The following is a 20090-nucleotide window of genomic DNA, read 5'->3' on the forward strand; positions in this document are numbered from 1 at the left end:
CACGCGTGACCGCCGCTGGGTAGGCTGCCGCGGTCGGGGCGGCCCATGGGCGGGGCCGCCGAACGGCGCGGGAGGGATCGAGGCGATGACGCGGCGCGGCGCACGACGACGGCTCGGGTTGCTGACCTGCGGCACGCTGCTGGTCGCAGGCTGCGGTTCGGGCGACCCGGACCCCGGCCCCGCGTCACCCACCACGCCCACGCCGGCCGCCTCGCGAACCTTCGCGCCGGGTGCCGCCGGGGCCGGGGATCCGTACTTCCCGAGCTACGGCAACGGCGGGTACGACGTCGCCCACTACACCGTGAAGGTGCGCTACGACCCGGAGACGGACAAGCTCAGCGGCACCACCACGCTGCGGGCCACGGCAACCGCCAATCTGTCCGCGTTCAACCTGGACCTGGCCGGGCTGACCGTCCGCTCGGTCACCGTGGACGGCACCGCCGCCCGGCACAGCCGCACCGACGACGAACTGGTGATCACCCCGGCGATCGGGCTGACCTCCGGCAACGGGTTCACCGCCGAGATCCGGTACGACGGCCGGCCGGAGCCGCTGCGTACCGAGTCGCTGGGCGAGGGCGGCTGGCTGCACACCACCGACGGGGCGATCGCGCTCGGTCAGCCGGAGTCGGCCAGCACCTGGTTCCCGGTCAACGACCACCCGTCGGACAAGGCCACCTACGACATGGAGATCACCGTCCCGAAGGGACTGACGGCGGTCTCCAACGGCGTGCCGAAGGGGAAGACGACAAGCGGCGCCTGGACCACCTGGAAGTGGTCGGAGACCGCCCCGACGGCCAGTTACCTGACCACCGTGGCGATCGGGAAGTTCCGGGTCACCACCGGGGAGCACAAGGGACGACCGGTCTACAACGCGGTCACCACCCAGGTGGCGGAGGGCGCGCCGGACCGGTCCATCGCGCGCACGATCGAGGTCGCCGACTACCTGGAGAGCGTCTTCGGGCCGTACCCGTTCGAGGCGTACGGCGGCGTGGTGATCGACGACGAGCGGATCCGGTACGCGTTGGAGACGCAGAGCCGGCCGGTCTACTCGGCGAGCTTCTTCCGGCAGGGCGACAACACCGGTGTGGTCGCGCACGAACTGGCCCACCAGTGGTACGGCAACAGCGTGTCGATCCAGCGCTGGCAGGACATCTGGCTCAACGAGGGGCTCGCCACGTACGCCGAGTGGCTGTGGGCCGAGCACAGCGGCTCCACCACGGTGCAGCGGACGTTCGAGCAGAAGTACGCCAACGCCGGCGGGCAGGTGTGGCGTACGCCCCCGGGCAAGCCGGGCGTGGCGAACCTGTTCAGCCGCTCGGTCTACGACCGGGGCGGGATGACTGTGCACGCGCTGCGGGTGGCGGTGGGTGACACCGCGTTCTTCACCGTCCTGCGCACCTGGGCGGCGGAGCGGAAGAACGGCAACGCCACCACCGCCGACTTCGTGGCGCTGGCCGAGCGGATCTCCGGCAAGAAGCTGGCGAAGGTCTTCGACCCGTGGCTGTACGGCACCGAGCGCCCGCCCGCCCCCAAGTCGCTGTAGGGGTCAGTTCTTGACGCGCAGCGACGGGTGGGCGGCCAGGAACGCGTCGGCCCGCCCGCCGCGCAGCGCGGTGAGGAAGTCGCGGCCGAGCGGCTTGAGCTGCTCACCCCGGTAGGCGCCGCCGCTGCTCACCCCCGCGCCGGGCAGCACGACGAGGGTGAGCCGGTCGGCCGGGATACCACCCAGGGCGTACGCGAAGTCGATCAACTTCCGGCCGCCCCCGGCGTACACCAGGGTCTTGCCCAGCGCGGCCACCACCTGCTCGACCCGCTGCGGGTCGCGGGCGGTGCCCTGGTCGAGGATCTTGCGGGCCAGTGCCCGGAGCAGTTGCTGCTGGTGCCGCTGCCGGGTGTAGTCGCCGCCGGCGGTGTAGCGCTGCCGCGCGTAGTCCAGCGCCTGCCAGCCGGTCAGGTGCCGGGTGCCCTTCCGGTAGACCATCTGCGGCCCGACGTACCCGCCGCCGGTCAGCGTCCGCATGGTGCCGTCCGGGCGGCGGTGCCGGGAGGCGACCTGCTGGTCGACGTAGAGGTCCACCCCGCCGAGCGTGTCCACCAGCTTGTCGAAACCGCCGAACGTGATCACCGCCCCGGCGTCGATGCGCAGCCCGGTGTAGCGGGAGACGGTGGTGCGCAGCAGTTCGTACCCCTGGGCGGTGCTGGGGTTGGCCTTGTCGCCCGGCACCCGGCTGCCGTAGCTCATCGCGTGGGTGAGCTTGGTCCGGCCGCCCGGGTAGCGGGCCTTCGGGTAGGCGGGGATGTCCACCACCAGGTCGCGGGGGAGTGAGAACAGGTACGCCTTGTCCAGCCCGGCCGGTACGTGCAGCAGCAGCACCGCGTCGGCGTGCGGCTCCCAGCCGGGGATGCTGACCCGGGTGTCCACGCCGACGAGCAGCAGGTTGAGCGGGCCCTTCAGGTCGGCGCCGGGCGGCGGCGTCGGGCTGGCGGTGGTCGGGGCGGGTGTGGGGGAGGCCGGCGGCGCGGTGCTCGGTGCGGCGGCCGGGGCGGACGGGCGCCCGGACACCAGCCGGGTGGTCACCACCGCTCCGGTGGCCACCAGCAGCGCCGCCACCAGTGCGGCCAGGCCCAGCAGGCGTCGTCTCGTCACGTTCGTGCCTCCCCGTGGAATTCGACGCGCCAGGGGATGCCAAAGGTTGCAGCGGCGGGAATCCCGGCGAATCGAGCGCTCTGCATGATCTGCGAAAAACACTCGCTGGCGCCATAGCTACCGGTCGGTAATGATGCGTTCATGCGTTACGACGTGCTCGTCATCGGTTCCGGGTTCGGCGGCAGCGTCACCGCGCTCCGGCTGGCCGAGAAGGGCTATACGGTGGGCGTCCTGGAGGCGGGACGGCGCTTCGCCGACGACGAGTTCCCGCGTACGTCCTGGCGGGCGCGACGGTTCCTCTGGGCGCCCCGGCTCGGCTGCTTCGGGCTCCAGCGGATCACGCTGCTGCGCTCGGCCGACCGCAAGGCCGGCGGCGGCGTGCTCGTGCTCTCCGGCGCCGGGGTGGGCGGCGGCTCGCTGGTCTACGCGAACACGCTCTACGAGCCGCTCGACGCGTTCTACGCCGACCCGCAGTGGCGCGACATCACCGACTGGCGCGACGAACTGGCCCGCCACTACGACCAGGCGAAGCGGATGCTCGGCGTCACCACGTACCCGATCGACACCCGCGCGGACCGGGCCGTCCGCGCGGTGGCCGAGCGGATGGGGGTGGCGCACACCTACCACCCGACGCCGGTCGGCGTGCACATCGGGCGGCCCGGCGAGCGGGTGGCCGACCCGTACTTCGGCGGGGCCGGCCCGGACCGCACCGGGTGCAGCCACTGCGGGTCGTGCATGACCGGCTGCCGGCACGGCGCCAAGAACACGCTCGTGAAGAACTACCTCTGGCTGGCCGAGCGGCTCGGCGTGCAGGTGCACCCGCTGACCACCGTGACCGCCGTCCGCCCCGACCCGGCCGGCGGCTACGCGGTGCACACCGAACGCACCGGCGCCTGGCTGCGCAAGCGGCGCGAGGTGATCCACGCCGACCAGGTGGTCTTCGCGGCCGGCGCGCTCGGCACCCAGCGGCTGCTGCACGAGATGAAGGCGACCGGCGCGCTGCCGGCGCTCTCGCCCCGCCTCGGCGAGCTGACCCGCACCAACTCCGAGGCCATCCTCGGCGCCTCGGTGGCGCCCGGCGCGGCCCGGAAGCGCGGCCTCGACTTCACCGAGGGGGTGGCGATCACCAGCTCGTTCCACCCCGACCCGCAGACCCACATCGAGCCGGTCCGGTACGGCAAGGGCTCCAACGCGATGGGCCTGCTCCAGTCGCTGCTCGTCGACGGCGGTCCCCGCCGCGCCCGGCGCTGGCTGGGCAGCATCGTCCGGCAGCCCCTGCTGGCGGCGCGGATGCTGTCGGTGCGCCGGTGGTCCGAGCGCACCGTTATCGCGCTCGTCATGCAGTCGGTCGACAACTCGCTGACCACCCGCTACCGCCGGGGCCGGCTGGTCTCCGGCCCCGGCCACGGCGCGCCCAACCCGACCTGGATCCCGGCCGGCAACACGGCGGCCCGGCTGCTCGCCGAGGAGATCGGCGGCACCCCGGGTGGTGCGGTCACCGAGCCGTTCAACATTCCGGTGACCGCGCACATCCTCGGCGGCGCGGTCATCGGCGCCACCCCGGACGAGGGCGTGATCGACCCCTGGCACCGGGTGTACGGCCACCCGGGGCTGCACGTGGTGGACGGCGCGGCGGTCTCGGCGAACCTGGGCGTCAACCCGTCGCTGACGATCACCGCGCAGGCCGAGCGGGCCATGTCGTACTGGCCGAACAAGGGCGAGGCGGACCCACGTCCGGCGCTCGGGTCGGCGTACACCCGGGTGGCGCCGGTCCCGCCGCGGCGCCCGGCCGTCCCCCCGCACGCCCCCGCCGCCCTGCGGTGAAAGGAAGGGCCCCTTCTTAACGCCTCCGGTAGAGGAAGGGCCCCTTGTTAACACATTCACCCCGCCACACCGCCGGGGCGCGTCCGGCGGCCCGGTGACTGTCGGTAGGCTTTGCGCACATGAGCACGCCTCGCCCCGTCCTCGTGGTGGACTTCGGAGCCCAGTACGCCCAGCTCATCGCGCGCCGTGTCCGCGAGGCGAAGGTCTACTCGGAGATCGTCCCGCATTCCATGCCGGTGTCCGAGATGCTGGCGAAGAACCCGGCCGCGATCATCCTGTCCGGTGGCCCGTCGAGCGTCTACGCGCCGGGCGCCCCGCAGATCGACGCCGGGATGTTCGAGACCGGCGTACCGGTCTTCGGCATCTGCTACGGCTTCCAGGCCATGGCCCAGGCGCTCGGCGGCACCGTCTCGCGCACCGGCAACCGCGAGTACGGCGGCACCCCGCTGCGCCCGCGCCTGACCGAGCCCGGCGTGCTGCTGCGTGACCTCCCGGCCGACCTGCCGGTCTGGATGAGCCACGGCGACTGCGTCACCGAGGCGCCGGAGGGCTTCACCGTCACCGCCGAGTCGGCGGGCGCCCCGGTGGCCGCCTTCGAGGACCTGCCGGGACGCCGGGCCGGTGTGCAGTTCCACCCCGAGGTCGGGCACACCGCGCACGGCCAGGAGATGCTCACCCGCTTCCTGTACGACATCGCCGGCATCGCACCCACCTGGACGCCGTCGAACATCATCGACGAGCAGGTCGCCCGGATCCGGGAGCAGGTGGGCGACAAGGAGGTCATCTGCGGCCTCTCCGGCGGCGTCGACTCGGCGGTCGCCGCGGCGCTCGTGCACCGTGCCGTCGGTGACCAGCTCACCTGCGTGTTCGTCGACCACGGCCTGCTGCGGGCCGGTGAGGCCGAGCAGGTCGAGAAGGACTACGTGGCGGCGACCGGCATCAAGCTCAAGGTGGTCGACGCCCGGGAGCGGTTCCTCGGCGCGCTGGCCGGGGTGACCGATCCGGAGCAGAAGCGCAAGATCATCGGCCGCGAGTTCATCCGGGTCTTCGAGGCCGCCGCCCGGGAGATCGCCGCGCACGGCGACGTGGAATACCTGGTGCAGGGCACGCTCTACCCGGACGTGGTGGAGTCCGGCGGCGGCACCGGCACCGCCAACATCAAGAGCCACCACAACGTCGGCGGCCTGCCCGAGGACCTCAAGTTCTCCCTGGTCGAGCCGCTGCGCACGCTCTTCAAGGACGAGGTCCGCACGATCGGCCTGGAGCTGGGACTGCCCGAGGCGATGGTCTGGCGGCACCCGTTCCCCGGGCCGGGCCTGGCCATCCGGATCATCGGCGCGGTCGACGAGGAGCGCCTCGCCGTGCTCCGCAAGGCCGACCTGATCGCCCGGCAGGAGCTGACCGCGGCCGGCCTGGACCGGGGTGTCTGGCAGTTCCCGGTGGTGCTGCTGGCCGACGTCCGCAGCGTCGGGGTGCAGGGCGACGGGCGCACCTACGGTCACCCGGTGGTGCTGCGCCCGGTCTCCAGCGAGGACGCGATGACCGCCGACTGGTCCCGGCTGCCCTACGACGTGGTGGCCCGGATCTCCACCCGGATCACCAACGAGGTCGCCGAGGTCAACCGCGTCGTCCTGGACGTGACGAGCAAGCCGCCGGGCACCATCGAGTGGGAGTGACGCCGCTCAGGCCGCGGGCGGCGTCTGCGGTCCGGCCCCGGGCTGCGGGGTAGCCGGCGGGACCGGTGCCGCCGGCGGGACCGGCGGCCACCCGGGCGCGGTGCCCGGCGGGTGCGGCCATGCGGGCGCGCCGGCCGGCTCCTCGGGCATCAGGAACCACATGATCGGGTACGCGAGCGCGGCGAGCCCGCCGGTGAGCACCGTGGCGGTCGCGAAGATCACCCGGATCAGCGTGGGGTCGGCGGCGAAGTAGCGGCCGAGGCCGCTCGCCACACCGGCGATCATGCGGTCGCTGACAGGCCGGCGGAGCTGCTTGTACGGGGCCTGGGAGGGGTTCGGGAAGGTCATGTGTCAACGGTCCCGCGCGCTGCGGCGGTCGACCTCGGTGACCGCCCGGACGGCTACCCTGATCCGTCCCTGAGGCGCCAGCCAAGAGTCAGGAATCCGACTCTTTTCGATGTCGGTAACCCGCTCCGGGGAGAATTTGCTCCCGTGACCACCTCGCTGGAGCCGCTCCGCAGGATCGCGGCATACGCAGTTTGTGCTGATTCAAACGGCCGAGTGTTGCTGGTCCGCGCATCGGAGCGCTCCGGCACCCCCGGCACCTGGTCGCTCCCCGGAGGAGCGGTCGACCACGGTGAGGACCCCAAACACACAGTCGTCCGGGAGACCGCGGCCGAGACCGGGCTCTCGGTGGCGGTCGCCGGCCTCCAGGACGTGCTCGCCGACATGCGGGCGCTACCCGAGCGGCGCATCACGATCCACACCGACCGGCTCCTCTACACCGTGTCGGTCCGTGGTGGGACGCTCACCGAGCGGGTCGACCGGCCGACCGACCTGGCCCGCTGGTTCACCCTCGACGAGGCCCGGGAGCTTCCGCTGCGGTCGTTCACCGCACGCGCCCTGGGCCTGCCCACCTCCACCGACGACATCGTGCCGGAGGAGGTGCCCGAGTTCCCCTCGTTCTACGCCGTCCCCGGCCCGGACGGGCTGCACCGGGCGCAGCGCTTCGCCGCGTACGCGGTGGTGACCGACCCGGACGAGCGCGTCCTGCTGACCCGGGTGTCCGACGGCTACCCGGGCGCCGGCTGCTGGCACCTGCCCGGCGGCGGCACCGACTACGGCGAGCAGCCGGGCGCGGCGCTGATCCGGGAACTGGTCGAGGAGACCGGCCAGACCGGCCGCCTGGTCGAGCTGCTCGGGGTGGCCAGCCACCGGGACGCCGCCTCGCTCGGCCCGGAGGGCTACCCGATCGACTGGCACGGCGTACGCGCCTTCTACCGGGTGGTCGTCGACCAGCCCGCGCCGCCCACCGTGGCCGACGTCGGCGGCTCCACCTGCGAGGCCCGCTGGTTCCGCCGCGACGAACTCGGCGCCCTCCCCACCGACCGCCTCACCGAGGTGACGGCCGAGGCAGTCCAGGCCGCCCACCTTCTCTGACCCGCACCCCCGAGCGCCCCACCCGGCGATCATGAGGTTGACGGCGGGAAATGTCCGCCTCGGTACCGCTAACCTCATGATCGACGGAGTGGGGCGCTCGGGTGCGGGGGAGTGGTGCGGGTGGAACAGCGGCGGCGGGTCGGGGCCTACGGGGTGCTGCGGGACTCCGACGGGCGGGTGCTGCTGGCGCGCGGCTCGGCGAAGTGCCCGTACCCGGGGGTGTGGCAGCTGCCCGGCGGCAGCGTCGCGCACGCGGAGCACCCGGCCGACGCGGTGGTCCGCGAGTTCGCCGAGGAGACCGGGCTGACCGTCGCGCCCGGCGCGATCCGGGCCGCGGTGGCCGACGTGGCCGCGTTCGCCGACCTGGGGATCGCGCTGCACACCGACCGGTTGATCTTCGAGGTCGAGGAGCGGGGCGGGCGGCTGCGGCCCGAGCCGGCCGGCGGCACCGACGAGGTGGGCTGGTTCACCCCGCAGGAGGCCGCGAGTCTCCCGCTGATGCCGTTCACCGCCGAACTGCTCGGCCTGCCGGTGACGCCGCTGCCGGCCGACCTGCCCCGAGGACTGCCCGTCGACCCGGCTGGGCGCTCCGCCGACCGGCGGCAGCGCTTCGCCGCGTACGGGCTGGTCACCGACCCCGCCGACCGGGTGCTGCTCACCATGATCGCCGACGGGTACCCGGGCGCGGGTCGCTGGCACCTGCCCGGCGGTGGCACCGACCACGGCGAGCAGCCGGCCGCCGGGCTGCTGCGCGAGCTGGTCGAGGAGGCCGGACAGCTGGGCCGGGTGGTCGACCTGATCGCCGTGGACAACCTGCACAACCCGGCCGCGCTCGGCCCGGAGGGCCGCCCGCTGGACTGGCACGGCGTCCGGGTGATCTACCGGGTACGCGTGGACGCGCCGACCGACGCGGTGGTGACCGAGCTGGCCGGCGGCTCCACCGCGCGGGCCGCCTGGTTCGCGCCGGAGCAGGTCACGGGCCTGCCGATGACCGACGTCGCCGCCCGCGCCACCGTCCGGCGGGTGAGCTGAATCGCTCGCCGAGCCGCCCTGGTTGACCTCCGGTACAGTCAGGAGTAGGGCCGACCGACGAAAACGGGCGTTGAGCCCCGAGGTGGGAATGAATGGGCGGTTCGCGCGGTTAAGGGAGATATAAGTACCGCCGGCAGCTATCGCCAAGCCCTAGTCCCCTGTGCAATGGTGTACTCCGCAAAAGGGCTGCCGGACCCGAAAGGTCCGGCACGAGACAGCCGGACACCCGCCCCACCGTGGGCGGCAAGCCGATCCGGTGATGGAGGAAACGTGCCGAGAGCCCCATGGCGCCGGCGTCGTACGACTGACAGTCCGCGCCCCGCAGGGCGTCGCTGGGCGGGCAGGTTGCGCCGCAGCAGTACGTTCGCCCGCCAGGTGCTGCTGGTCCGAGTGGGCCGCCGGGACGGCGCGACCGTCTCGGGGACCGACCGGGTCACCCCCGACCACCGTTACGCCGACCGCCAGCGCCTGCGCTACGGCCGGCTCGACACCGACATCGAGACCGTGCGCCCGATCAGCCCGGCGCTCGCACCGGCCGCCCCGGTCGACGACGAGTCTCCGGCGATGGCGATCCCGCTGCTGCCGGGTGAGCGCACCGCCGCCCGCCGGGCCAAGTTCGCGCTCGTCAACGCGTGCACGCTGAGCAGCCTCATGCTCGGCATGCTGGCCATCTTCCTGGCCATGCGCGGTGACGTGCAGATCGCCGCGATCTGCCTGATCGCGTGCGTCGCGTTCGACGGCCTCGACGGCGCGCTGGCCCGCAAGCTCGGTGTGGCCAGCCCGTTCGGCGCGCAGATGGACTCGCTCGCCGACATGTGCTCGTTCGGCCTCGCCGCGCCGGTCGTGGTCTACGCCTCGCTCGCCGGTTCGGTGCCCCCGGCCGCCGCCGCGGTCTCCTGCGCGCTCGTCGCCGCGTGCGCCGCGATCCGGCTCGCCCGGTTCAACGTCTCGCCGAAGGACGGCCGCTTCTTCTGCGGCGTGCCGACCACGATGGCGGCAGCCGTGCTGGCCCTGACCGTGGCCATCGGCGTACCGGTCTCCGGCCTGATCATGGTGGCCGGCGTGGCGCTGCTCGCCTTCGCCATGGTGTCCAGCTTCCCGTACGCGAAGCTGGCCCGGCTGCTGAAGCTGCCGCCGTGGCTCTGGCTGGCCCCGGTGGTCGGCGCGCTCGTCGACATCCGGCTCACCTTCGCCCTCGTGGTGGTGGGCTACCTGGTCAGCGGGCCGCTGCTCTGGCTGCACCAGCGCCGTACCGCCTGACCCGGCAACGACAGAAGGGGCGCCGCTGCAGCGGCGCCCCTTCTGTATGTCCGGCGGCTGTCAGCGCCAGCGGGCGATCACCGTCGCGCCGCCGACCACCTTGTCGCCCGGCCCGACGAGCGGGTCCGCGGCGTCGGCCGGCAGGTAGACGTCGGTACGCGAGCCGAACCGGATCAGGCCGAATCGCTCGCCCCGGGCCAGCAGCGACCCGACGGGTGCCCGCTGCACGATCCGGCGGGCGATCAGCCCGGTGCGCTGCGCCACCACGACGGTGCCGTGGTCGGTGTCCAGCACCGTGTACGCCGCCACGTTGTGCTCGGCGTCCGGCTTCATGGCGTTGACGAACCCGCCGTCGGCGACGAAGTAGTCGACCACCTTGCCGGCCACCGGGGCGCGGTTGACGTGCACGTCCAGCACCGACAGGAAGACCGCGATCCGCAGCCACTCGCCGTCACCGAAGCGCTCGTCCTGGAGGCGCTGTACGGACAGCACCTGACCGTCCGCCGAGGCGACCACCGCCGACGGGTCCTCCGGTACGTCCCGCTCCGGGTCCCGGAAGAACGCGGCCACCGGCGCGGCGGCCAGCGCCGGCAGCAGCCAGAGCTTCGACTTCGGCCGGGCGGCCCGGGCCAGGGCGGCCAGGCCGAGCGTGATGCCGGCCGCGGCCACCCCGTTCGAGTCGATGTGCATGCCCCGGGTCAGCGGCACGCTCGACGGCCGGTACGCCGGGGACAGCGAGGCCGCGAGCGCGACCGGCGCCGGAGCGAACCGCAGGTGGTGCACGCGTACCGGCGGGGTGTTGCGCAGCACCAGATCGCTGCGGACGCCGTGCAGCACGCCCTGCCGGTCCAGCTCGCCGTCGGCGCCCTCGGTGCGGAACAGCGGCGCGGCGACGCTCAGCACCGCACCCTCGGCGAGGTACTTCGCCAGCCCGTCGATCGCGGTGCGCGCCTCGTCCGCGGTGCCGGTGAACGGCTCGGCGACGACCACCACCGCGGCGGCGTCGGCCTCGGCTAGGGTGTCGACCACGCGTACCCGGTCGGCGACCCAGCGGCCCTGTGCGGTCACGTGTTCGCGCAGCGCGGCCGCCGCGGCGCCCTCCGCGGGCACCACGGTGAGCCGGTCGCCGGGCAGCAGCGCCTCGATCGCGGCGGCCAGCACCGCGGACTCCGGGGTCGCGCCGACCAGCAGGCCGGCCTTCGGGTCGTTACGCCGGGCGAATTCGCTGACGAGCGTGCGGGCGGCGCGCTCGCCGATGCGGACCGCACCGGAGGGACCGGTGACGCGCACGGCGGGTGACTGGGTCATGTCGGACGGGCTCCTGACGAGATAGCGAACGGACGGGGCGGCTCCGGCGACCCGACCGGCGGCTCCGGCATGGTCGGGGTGCGCGGGCCGGCCGGCGGAGGCGAGATCTCCGCCGACCAGCATAGGCCGCGTCCGAAGGGCGCCGCAGTGGCGCGGTCAGGCCGGATCCCCCGGCGTACGGCGTTCCGGAGCCGCCTCGCCGGCCGGTGGATCGAGCGCCGGCAGTTCACGGGTGGCCGGCTCCGCGGAGTCGGTGGTGGCCCGGGTGGCCCACTCGTCGGCGCCGTCGGTCGTCTTCGTGTCGGTGACCGCCTCCGCGTCGGCGGGAGTCTCCGCGCCGGCGGCCGGGGAGCCGTACGGTGCCGCGACAGTGACGTCCGGGGCGGGTTGTTCCGGCGCGCGGCCGGAGCGCAGCGCGCCGATCAGTCCGAGCAGGCCGATCAGCACCAGCCCGCCGGCCAGGAACCAGCCGACCGGAGGTACGGAGAGACCCAGGATCCGGGCCAGCAGCCACCAGACGGAGAGGCCGAGGAAGACGAGTCCGAAAGCGAACGACACGATGTCGGTACGGTGTGCCTTCATCGGGTCACCTCCAGCTTGCCGGCGTTCACGTGGACGAAGAGGCGCAGCTTGCCCCCACCGGGACCGTCGGCACCGGCGTCGGTGGTTTCCCACTGGCGACCGCCGAGCCCGCCGCTGCGCCGGCCGAAGACCGTGGCGTCACCGGCGTTCACGTCGGCCACAGTGGTCACGTCGACATTCGGCGGTACGACCACGGTCGCGTTGCCGAGGTTCACGTCGACGGTCACCTGGACGTCCTGCTTGTCGAAGTCGATCCCGCGCAGGTCGAGCGTCGCGTCACCGAGGTTGTTCTCGTACCGGTTCGCCAGGTCGCGCAGGTCGGTCGGGGCCCAGGTGACGTTGCCGTCGATGCCGCGTACCCGGTCGTAGGACTCGGCGACGGTGGCGATGCCGAGCGCCGCGGCGGTCACCAGGCCCAGGGCGATCAGCCAGCGGGCCCGGCCGAACCAGGTGCCGACGAGCAGGCCGAGGCCGATGGTCGCGAGCACCGCGGCGAAGTAGCCGGCGGCACCGACCGGGAAGACGTCGAGCAGGTCGAGCATGGCCACCACGCCGAGCGCCAGGAAGATCAGCGAGAACGTGATCGCGCCGAGCGCCGAGCGCTCCTTGGGCCGCTTCGGTGGCCGGGGCGGCCGGACCGGTGGCGGGACGGGTGGCTTCGCCGCGTAGGGGCCGTGCGGGGCGAACGGCGGCCGGTAACCGCCGGGCGGCAGCGGTGCGCCCACCGGCGTGGGCGGCGGCACGGCGCCCGGCTCGCCCGGCCAGGCCGGGTTCCCGCCGTACGCGGGCCAGGCGGCGGTGTCGGCGGCCGGCCCGGTCACGTGCGGCATCGCGACAGTCGTCGGCTCGGACGGGCCCGGCCGGGTGCCGGACGCGGCCGGCCAGCCCGGCGCCGGCAGCGTCGGGTAGCCGGTACCGGAGGGGCCCGGCTCGCGCTCCGCGTCGGACGTGGCCGGGTACCCCGGCTCGGACCCGGGCACCGGCGGGTAGCCCGGTTCGGCGGCGGACGCCGGGGACACGGACGCCGGGGGGTAGCCCGGCTCGGGGCGGCCGGCCGGCGGGTAGCCGGGCTCCGGGTGGGTGGCGGGCAGGCCGCTGGACGGTGCCGCTCCGGGGGGTACCGGCGTGGCCGGCCCGGCGGGCGTGCCGGTCCACGGCGCCGCGGGGGGAGCCGCGGTCCACGCGCCCGGTGCCGGGGCCTGCGGTGCGGGCCAGGCCACCGGTGGCACCGGACCCGGCGGGGGACCGTGCGGCGGCGCCTGCTGCGGCGGCCGCTGCCCCGGGCCGCGTTGCTCGCGGTTGAGCAGGAGCGCGCCGCCGATGAGGATCACCGCGCCCAGCAGGATCGCCCGGAACCCGTCGGTGACGACGTAGGCGAAGCCGAGCGCCACCACGATGCCGAGCACGATCACCGTGATCGGGGACATGCTGGACCGGCCCCGGCCGAGCATGGCCTCCACCGGCGAGGCGGTGTCGCCCTCGCCGGGGATGATCAGCCAGCCGGCGACGTACACGATGATGCCGATGCCGCCGAAGAAGCCGAGCACGGCCAGCAGCACGCGCCACAGCACCGGGTCGGTGTTCGTGGCCCGGCCGATGGCGGCGCACACCCCGGCCAGGTAGCGGCCCTCGCGGGGGCGTACCAGGCCGTACCGGGTGGTGAAGCCGGCGGCGCCGGGCGGTGGGGCGTACCCACCGGGTGGCGGACCGCCGAACGGCGTGCCGCCGCCGGGCGGCGGGGTCGCCTGGTCGGTGGTGGGCGCCGCTCCCGGCGGGGGCGGCGGCGGGGCGTCCTGTGCTGCCGCCCAGGGGCGGGGCGGACGGGCAGCGTCCTCGTTCATGCCTTCGATACTGCTGCCCCGGCCGCCCGAGCAGCCTCCGGACCCGACCCTGACCCCACCCTGAGATCCGCCGCCGGTGAAACTCCGGGGCGTCCCCGTGGTCCGGGGCCTCGCCGCCGTGTGACGATCTGAGCGTCGGTGCCGCCGGCACAACCGCCTCGACCTGGGAGCCTCCGATCAGCAGCACCCCCGCCCCGCACGCCCCGCGCCTCTACCGGGCCACCGACCACCGGCTGGCCGCCGGGGTGGCCGCGGGCATCGCCGAGCACCTGGGCATCCCGGTGCTGCGGGTACGCGTGGCGTTCATGGTGCTGCTCGGGCTGAGCGGGCTCGGGCTGCTGCTCTACGCCGCCTTCTGGGCGGTGGTCCCGCCCCGCCCCGGCGACACCGCCGTCCCGCCCCGTCGCGACCTCGCCCAGCTGCTGCCGTTCGTGGTGATCGGGCTCGGTGTGCTGCTGCTCCAGGTGGTCGCGTTCAACTCGGTGGGCGCGGCCGGCACCGCCGGCTGGCTGGTGGCGATCATCGCGGTCGGCGCCGGCGTCATCTGGCACCAGTCCGGCCCGGAACGCCGCCGGCAGTGGGGTGACTCGGCGGTGCCCTGGCTGGGCGCGGTGGTGGAGGAGAGCGACAGGCGCGCGTTTGTGCTGCGCTTCATCGGCGGCGGCGTACTCGTCGCGGTGGGCATCATCGGCGTGGCGGCCGTCTACTCGCCGGCGCAGAACTTCGACGCGGTGCTCAACGGCGTGATCTTCGCGCTGGTCGGGCTGGCCGGCGTGGGTGTGGTGACCGGTCCGGTGCTCTGGCGCACCTGGAACCAGCTCCGCTCGGAGCGGGAGGGCCGCATCCGTGAGCAGGAGCGCGCCGAACTGGCCGCGATGGTGCACGACCAGGTGCTGCACACGCTGGCCCTGATCCAGCGCAACGCCAGCGACGTCAAGACCGTCCAGCGGCTGGCCCGGGGTCAGGAGCGTTCGCTGCGCAACTGGCTCTACAAGCCGGCCGCGTCGCCCACGGAGCGCTTCGCCGCGGCCCTGGAGCAGGCCGCCGCCGAGGTCGAGGACACGTTCGCCATCACCGTCGAGGTGGTCGTGGTCGGCGATCGGGAGACCGACGAACGGGTGGGCGCGATCGTGGCCGCAGGCCGGGAGGCCCTGGTCAACGCGGCCCGGCACGCCGGCGTGCAGACCGTGTCGCTGTACGCCGAGGTGGAGCCGGAGCAGGTGAGCGTGTTCGTCCGGGACCGGGGCAAGGGCTTCGACCCGGATACGGTGGAGAATCACCGGCACGGCGTCCGGGGCTCGATCATCGGACGGATGAAACGGCACGGCGGCCGGGCGGAGATCCGGTCCGAGCCTGGGGAAGGGACCGAGGTCCGGCTGATCCTGCCGATCAGCGGCTCCGGATCCACGGCGGAAAGGGACAAGTGACATGTCCGAGCAGGAACCGGTCGAGGGTACGGCGCCGCGCGGGCCGCTGCGGGTGTTCCTCGTCGACGACCACGCGATGTTCCGGGCCGGCGTCCGCGCCGAGCTGGGGGCGCGCGTGGAGGTGGTCGGTGAGGCCAGCTCGGTGGCCGAGGCGGTGACCCGGATCGCCGCCACCGCGCCGGACGTGGTCCTGCTCGACGTGCACATGCCCGACGGCGGTGGCCGCGCGGTGCTGGAGGCGATGCGGCGTACCCACCCGCAGGTGCGGTTCCTGGCGCTGAGCGTCTCCGACGCCGCCGAGGACGTGATCGGCCTGATCCGCGCCGGCGCGCGGGGGTACGTCACGAAGACGATCTCGCCGGAGGAGCTGACCGACGCGATCCGGCGGGTGGCCGACGGCGACGCGGTGTTCAGCCCGCGGCTGGCCGGGTTCGTGCTCGACGCGTTCGCCTCCCGGCCGGACGCGCCGGTGGCCGACCCCGAGCTGGACCAGCTCACCAACCGCGAGCGCGAGGTGCTGCGGCTGCTCGCCCGGGGGTACGCGTACAAGGAGATCGCCAAGGAGCTCTACATCTCGATCAAGACGGTCGAGACGCACGTCTCCAACGTGTTGCGCAAGCTCCAGATGTCGAACCGGTACGAGCTCTCCCGCTGGGCCGCCGACCGCCGCCTGGTCTAGAAATCCCACGTCCGCCCGGGGGCGGGGCCTCGGCGGCCTCGTACCCCCGGGCGCCTCTGTCGCCCGCTCAGTCGGTGTGGCATCATCCGGACGGACAGAAAACGCGACAGTCGCGCGTCCGTGGGAGTCGCCCAGGCCGGCGCGGTGAACGTCACAACCCTCCCTGCCGCAGGGATGCTTGTCGACCTTTCTATGCCCGTCTTGCCTGTTCAGGGCCCTATCGTCCGTACGCTTTGTGATCTTTTCTCAAGTATCGGCAACGTGGCGAGCAACTAACGGCTTGATAACGGCACCTTCACGGAAAGGGCCGGTTGGTGTCACAGTGGCAGCACCTCACCCCCCGGTGTGAGGCATCTCGTCGGGCCTGCCGACCACGTGACGCCGCCATCAGCGCCGCCGCGTGGCCGACGGCCCTGCGCGATGTCTCGTCCAGGGTGTGGCGCCCGGCGGATCGGTACCCCTGGGGTGTCCCGAATTCCTCTGCGGTAAACCGGCTTCCTGCGGCTCGGGTCGCCGGTGGTGTCACCCCCAAAGACGTGCGTGAAACTCACGACGGAACCAGGTTAGAAAGAGGAGGCCCCTCGGAATGAGAGTCTCGAAGCGGGCGAGCGGCGCGCTCGCGGTGGGCGCGGCATTCGCGCTCGTCGCGTCCGGCTGCTCCAGCGGGAACAACGACGGTGGCGACGCCGGCGCCAGCTCGGACGGCGCCATCGTCATCGACGGCACCCAGCCGGAGAACCCCCTGGTTCCGGCGAACACCACCGAGACCGGTGGCGGCGCGATCATCGACTGGATGTGGAGCGGTCTGGTCGAGTACCCCAACAACGGTGGGGCGCCGCAGAACCTTCTCGCCGAGTCGATCGACACGAGCGACTCGAAGGTCTTCAAGATCAAGATCAAGCAGAACACCAAGTTCCACGACGGCACCACCGTCAAGGCCGAGAGCTTCGTCAAGGCCTGGAACTGGGCGGCGTACGGCCCGAACGGCGCGCAGAACGCCTCCTTCTTCTCCGACATCCAGGGCTTCGACGAGGTCTACACCGAGGACCCGGACGGCCCGGAGGGCCCGCAGAAGGCTCCGGAGCCGAAGGCCAAGGAGATGTCCGGCCTGAAGGTCGTCGACGAGTGGAACTTCGAGGTCACGCTCACCGCGCCGACCGCCGTGTTCCCGACCAAGCTCGGCTACAGCGCCTTCGTGCCGCTGCCGGACGCGTTCTTCTCGTCCGACCCGGCGACGTTCGGCAAGAAGCCGATCGGTAACGGCCCGGTCAAGCTCGTCTCCTGGCAGGACGACGTCGAGATCAAGCTGACCCGCTTCGACGACTACAGCCTGCGCGACAAGATGAAGATCAAGGACGTCACCGTCAAGATCTACCAGGACGACACGGCGGCGTACAACGACCTGCTCGCCGGCAACCTGGACTTCCAGCAGCAGGTTCCGGTCTCCGCGCTGGCCGGTGAGAAGTGGAAGACCGACCTGGGCGAGCGGGCCATGGCCTCGACCACCCCGTCGACCGGCATCATCGCCTTCCCGATCTACGACAAGCGCTTCCAGAACCCGAAGCTGCGCAAGGCGATCTCGCTGTCCATCGACCGGCAGTCGATCACCGACAAGATCTTCTTCGGTACCCGCAAGCCGGCCGACAGCTGGGCCAACCCGCTGACCCCGGGCGCCGAGCCGGGCAACTGCACCGCCTGCAAGTTCGACGTGGAAGAGGCCAAGAAGCTCCTCGCCGAGGCCGGTGGCTTCCAGGGCAAGCTGACCCTGTCGTACAACGCGGACGCCAGCCACAAGGAGTGGATGGAGGCCGTCGCCCAGCAGATCAAGACCAACCTGGGCATCGACGCGGTCGCCGTCGGCGTGCCGACCTTCGCGGTCTTCCGCGCCAACATCAACGCCTACAAGATGACCGGCGCGTACCGGGCCGGCTGGCAGCAGGACTACCCGGACGTCGAGAACTGGATCAACCCGCTCTACGTCACCGGTGGTTCCTCGAACGACGGCAAGTACAGCAACTCGCAGGTGGACGCCCTCGCCAAGGAGGCCACCGCGGCCCCCAGCATCGAGGAGGCCCACAAGAAGTTCGCTGAGGCCGTCAAGATCATCGACCAGGAAGTCCCGTCGATGCCGATCTACTTCGGTGGCCAGCAGTCCGGCCACTCGGAGAAGATCAAGAAGCTCGAGCTGACCAACGTCGGCGAGCTCGACATCACCTCGGTCGAGCTCTGATCCGAACGCTCTGACCCCGGGTCGGGCTCGCCTACCGGTGAGCCCGACCCGGGGCCGTTCCGCGAGGGGGTGTACAACGAACCCCTCGCAACGTTGTCGCCGCCGCGCCGGCCCGCCCCGGCGCTCCCTGTCTGGAGGACCACCCCATGGGCCGTTATCTCTTGAGACGGCTGCTGCAACTCGTACCGGTGTTCATCGGCACGACGTTCCTGATCTACTGGCTCGTCTGGTCCGTGCCCGGTGACCCCTTCGCCGGCAAGTGCGGCGACCGCGGTTGCCCGCCCAACTACCGGGCCATGATGACCGAGAAGTACAACCTCGACGAGTCGATCTGGGTGCAGTACGCGAGCTACATGAAGAACCTTCTGCAGGGTGACTTCGGTATCACGTTCGGCGGTCGCGAGATCAGCGACATCATCGCCACGTCGTACCCGAACACCCTGAAGCTGGCGGTGGTCGCCCTCGCCATCGAGGCGGTGATCGGTCTCGGCGCCGGCATTCTCACCGGCCTGCGGCGCAACGGATTCCTGGACAATCTGGTCCTGGTCTCCACCCTCTTCCTGATCGCCCTTCCGGTCTTCGTCATCGGCTTCGTGCTGCAGTGGCTGCTCGGCGTCAAGTGGGGCATCATCAACCCGACCGTGTCCAACGAGATGCGGTTCAGTGAACTGATCGTGCCGGGCTTCGTGCTCGGAAGCGCATCGATGGCGTACATCGCCCGGGTGGCGCGTACGAGCATCGCCGAGAACCGGCGTGCCGACTACGTCCGTACCGCGATCGCCAAGGGCCTCCCGATGCGCCGCGTGGTCGGCGTGCACCTGCTCCGCAACTCGCTCATCCCGGTGGTCACCCTGCTCGGTACCGACCTCGGCGCGCTGATGGGTGGCGCGATCGTGACGGAGGGCATCTTCGGCATCAACGGCATCGGCCGGCAGGTGCTCCGCTCGATCGTCACCAAGGAGAGCGCTACCGTTGTCGGCATCGTGGTGGTGCTGGTGCTCGTCTATCTCGTGATGAACCTGGTGGTCGACCTGCTCTACGCCGCCCTCGACCCGAGGATCCGCTATGAGTGACCGCCGCAGCGAACGAATCGTCCCAGCAGTCTGCGCGGGCAACCACGCCCGCGCCGAGCGCAACGAGGTGCGGGCATGAGTGACCCGAATACCGCGTCGATCGTGACGACGCCGCCCGCGACCATGCCCACCCAGGCCGGTTCGGGCGCTCCCACCAACGCCGGCCTGCCGGAGAGCGCGAAGCAGCAGAAGCCGCGTGGTCTGCTCGGCGACGCCTGGATCGACCTGCGCCGCAAGCCCTTGTTCTGGATCTCGGCGACGATCATCGTGGTGTTCCTCGTGATGGCGGCCTTCCCCTGGCTGTTCACCTCCGGCGACGCGGTCAACGGCACGCTGGAGCGCAGCCGGGTCGAGCCGTCCTCCTCCGCGTGGTTCGGCTACGACGTGCAGGGCCGCGACGTCTACGCCCGGGTCATCTACGGCGCCCGCGCCTCGATCGTGGTCGCGGTGGTCTCCACCTTCCTGACGCTGCTGGTCGGCGGCACGATGGGCATCATCGCCGGCTACCGCGGCGGCTGGGTGGACGCGCTGCTCTCCCGCATCGCGGACATCTTCTTCGGCCTGCCGTTCGTGCTCGGCTCGATCGTCATCCTGACCACGTTCAACGGGTCCGGCACCGACAACGGCGAGTGGACGATCATGGGGCTGGTCATCCTGTCCCTGAGCGTGCTGAGCTGGCCGGTCGTGATGCGGCTGATGCGCTCCTCGGTGCTCGCCACCAAGGAGGCCGACTACATCGTGGCGGCCCGCGCGCTCGGCGCCGGCACCGGCCGGATCATCCTCAAGCACCTGCTGCCGAACTGCCTGGCCCCGCTGCTGGTCTACGGCACGATCATGGTCGGTTCGTTCATCGGCGCGGAGGCCACGCTCTCGTTCCTGGGCATCGGCCTGAAGAGCCCGGTCGTCTCCTGGGGCATCATGATCAGCGAGGCGCAGAACTACATCCGGGTCTCGCCGTACCTGCTGTTCTTCCCCGCCGCGTTCCTCGTCGCCGCCGTGCTGAGCTTCGTCATGCTCGGTGAGGCGGTCCGCGAGGCCCTCGACCCGAAGCTCCGTTAGGGGAACTGAGTT

The 20090-nt window shown here is 72.3% G+C and carries 16 protein-coding genes; 11 read left to right on the top strand and 5 right to left on the bottom strand.

Features of this window, described 5'->3' with window-relative positions; genetic code table 11:
• Positions 1-85 precede the first annotated feature (85 nt).
• Positions 86-1543, top strand: a complete 1458-nt coding sequence (locus O7604_RS13350) for a M1 family metallopeptidase (protein WP_281579768.1) — start codon at positions 86-88, stop codon at positions 1541-1543.
• Between the two features lie 3 nt (positions 1544-1546).
• Here O7604_RS13350 and O7604_RS13355 read toward each other — a convergent pair whose 3' ends face one another.
• Positions 1547-2647, bottom strand: coding sequence for an LCP family protein (locus tag O7604_RS13355; RefSeq protein ID WP_269704071.1), 1101 nt, complete (start codon positions 2645-2647; stop codon positions 1547-1549).
• 141 nt (positions 2648-2788) lie between these two features.
• Between O7604_RS13355 and O7604_RS13360 the strand changes: the two genes are divergently transcribed.
• Both O7604_RS13360 and guaA read left to right on the top strand, forming a co-directional pair.
• A complete protein-coding gene (locus O7604_RS13360; RefSeq protein ID WP_281579769.1) occupies positions 2789-4471 on the top strand; it encodes a GMC family oxidoreductase in 1683 nt (560 codons plus the stop codon).
• 119 nt (positions 4472-4590) lie between these two features.
• Positions 4591-6147 carry a glutamine-hydrolyzing GMP synthase gene (gene guaA / locus O7604_RS13365; RefSeq protein WP_281579770.1) on the top strand — a complete coding sequence of 519 codons (1557 nt, stop codon included), beginning with the start codon at positions 4591-4593 and terminating at the stop codon, positions 6145-6147.
• A gap of 6 nt (positions 6148-6153) precedes the next feature.
• Here guaA and O7604_RS13370 read toward each other — a convergent pair whose 3' ends face one another.
• The gene (locus O7604_RS13370) at positions 6154-6495 is read right to left on the bottom strand and encodes a PspC domain-containing protein (protein WP_269704074.1); all 342 of its coding nucleotides are present in this window, start codon (positions 6493-6495) and stop codon (positions 6154-6156) included.
• Between the two features lie 144 nt (positions 6496-6639).
• Between O7604_RS13370 and O7604_RS13375 the strand changes: the two genes are divergently transcribed.
• The 3 genes from O7604_RS13375 to O7604_RS13385 all read left to right on the top strand — a co-directional run bounded on the left by O7604_RS13375 (position 6640) and on the right by O7604_RS13385 (position 9879).
• Positions 6640-7587, top strand: a complete 948-nt coding sequence (locus O7604_RS13375) for an NUDIX domain-containing protein (protein WP_281579771.1) — start codon at positions 6640-6642, stop codon at positions 7585-7587.
• 120 nt (positions 7588-7707) lie between these two features.
• Entirely contained in the window at positions 7708-8619 is a 912-nt protein-coding gene (locus O7604_RS13380) for an NUDIX domain-containing protein (protein WP_281579772.1), read from the top strand.
• Positions 8620-8964: 345 nt separating this feature from the next.
• Positions 8965-9879: a CDP-alcohol phosphatidyltransferase family protein gene (locus tag O7604_RS13385; protein WP_281579773.1), complete on the top strand. Its 915-nt coding sequence runs from the start codon at positions 8965-8967 to the stop codon at positions 9877-9879.
• A 60-nt stretch (positions 9880-9939) separates the two neighbouring features.
• Here the strand turns inward: O7604_RS13385 and O7604_RS13390 are convergent, their stop codons facing one another.
• From O7604_RS13390 to O7604_RS13400, 3 genes are all read right to left on the bottom strand, one after another.
• The gene (locus tag O7604_RS13390; protein ID WP_269704078.1) at positions 9940-11187 is read right to left on the bottom strand and encodes a phosphatidylserine decarboxylase; all 1248 of its coding nucleotides are present in this window, start codon (positions 11185-11187) and stop codon (positions 9940-9942) included.
• Positions 11188-11343: 156 nt separating this feature from the next.
• Entirely contained in the window at positions 11344-11769 is a 426-nt protein-coding gene (locus O7604_RS13395; protein WP_269704079.1) for a hypothetical protein, read from the bottom strand.
• Positions 11766-13610 carry a PspC domain-containing protein gene (locus O7604_RS13400; RefSeq protein ID WP_281579774.1) on the bottom strand — a complete coding sequence of 615 codons (1845 nt, stop codon included), beginning with the start codon at positions 13608-13610 and terminating at the stop codon, positions 11766-11768. Before O7604_RS13400 ends, O7604_RS13395 begins: the two co-directional genes overlap by 4 nt.
• A 176-nt stretch (positions 13611-13786) precedes the next feature.
• On the opposite strand from O7604_RS13400, the gene O7604_RS13405 reads away from it, so the two are divergent.
• The 5 genes from O7604_RS13405 to O7604_RS13425 all read left to right on the top strand — a co-directional run bounded on the left by O7604_RS13405 (position 13787) and on the right by O7604_RS13425 (position 20078).
• Entirely contained in the window at positions 13787-15037 is a 1251-nt protein-coding gene (locus tag O7604_RS13405; RefSeq protein ID WP_269706995.1) for an ATP-binding protein, read from the top strand.
• 1 nt (position 15038) lies between these two features.
• The gene (locus O7604_RS13410; RefSeq protein WP_030501521.1) at positions 15039-15716 is read left to right on the top strand and encodes a response regulator transcription factor; all 678 of its coding nucleotides are present in this window, start codon (positions 15039-15041) and stop codon (positions 15714-15716) included.
• A gap of 586 nt (positions 15717-16302) precedes the next feature.
• Positions 16303-17946, top strand: coding sequence for an ABC transporter substrate-binding protein (locus tag O7604_RS13415; RefSeq protein WP_269704081.1), 1644 nt, complete (start codon positions 16303-16305; stop codon positions 17944-17946).
• Positions 17947-18092: 146 nt separating this feature from the next.
• Positions 18093-19019 carry an ABC transporter permease gene (locus O7604_RS13420; protein WP_121685977.1) on the top strand — a complete coding sequence of 309 codons (927 nt, stop codon included), beginning with the start codon at positions 18093-18095 and terminating at the stop codon, positions 19017-19019.
• A gap of 75 nt (positions 19020-19094) precedes the next feature.
• Entirely contained in the window at positions 19095-20078 is a 984-nt protein-coding gene (locus O7604_RS13425; protein WP_281579775.1) for an ABC transporter permease, read from the top strand.
• Positions 20079-20090: the final 12 nt, after the last annotated feature.

Source organism: Micromonospora sp. WMMA1947, assembly GCF_027497355.1.
Lineage (GTDB): Bacteria > Actinomycetota > Actinomycetes > Mycobacteriales > Micromonosporaceae > Micromonospora.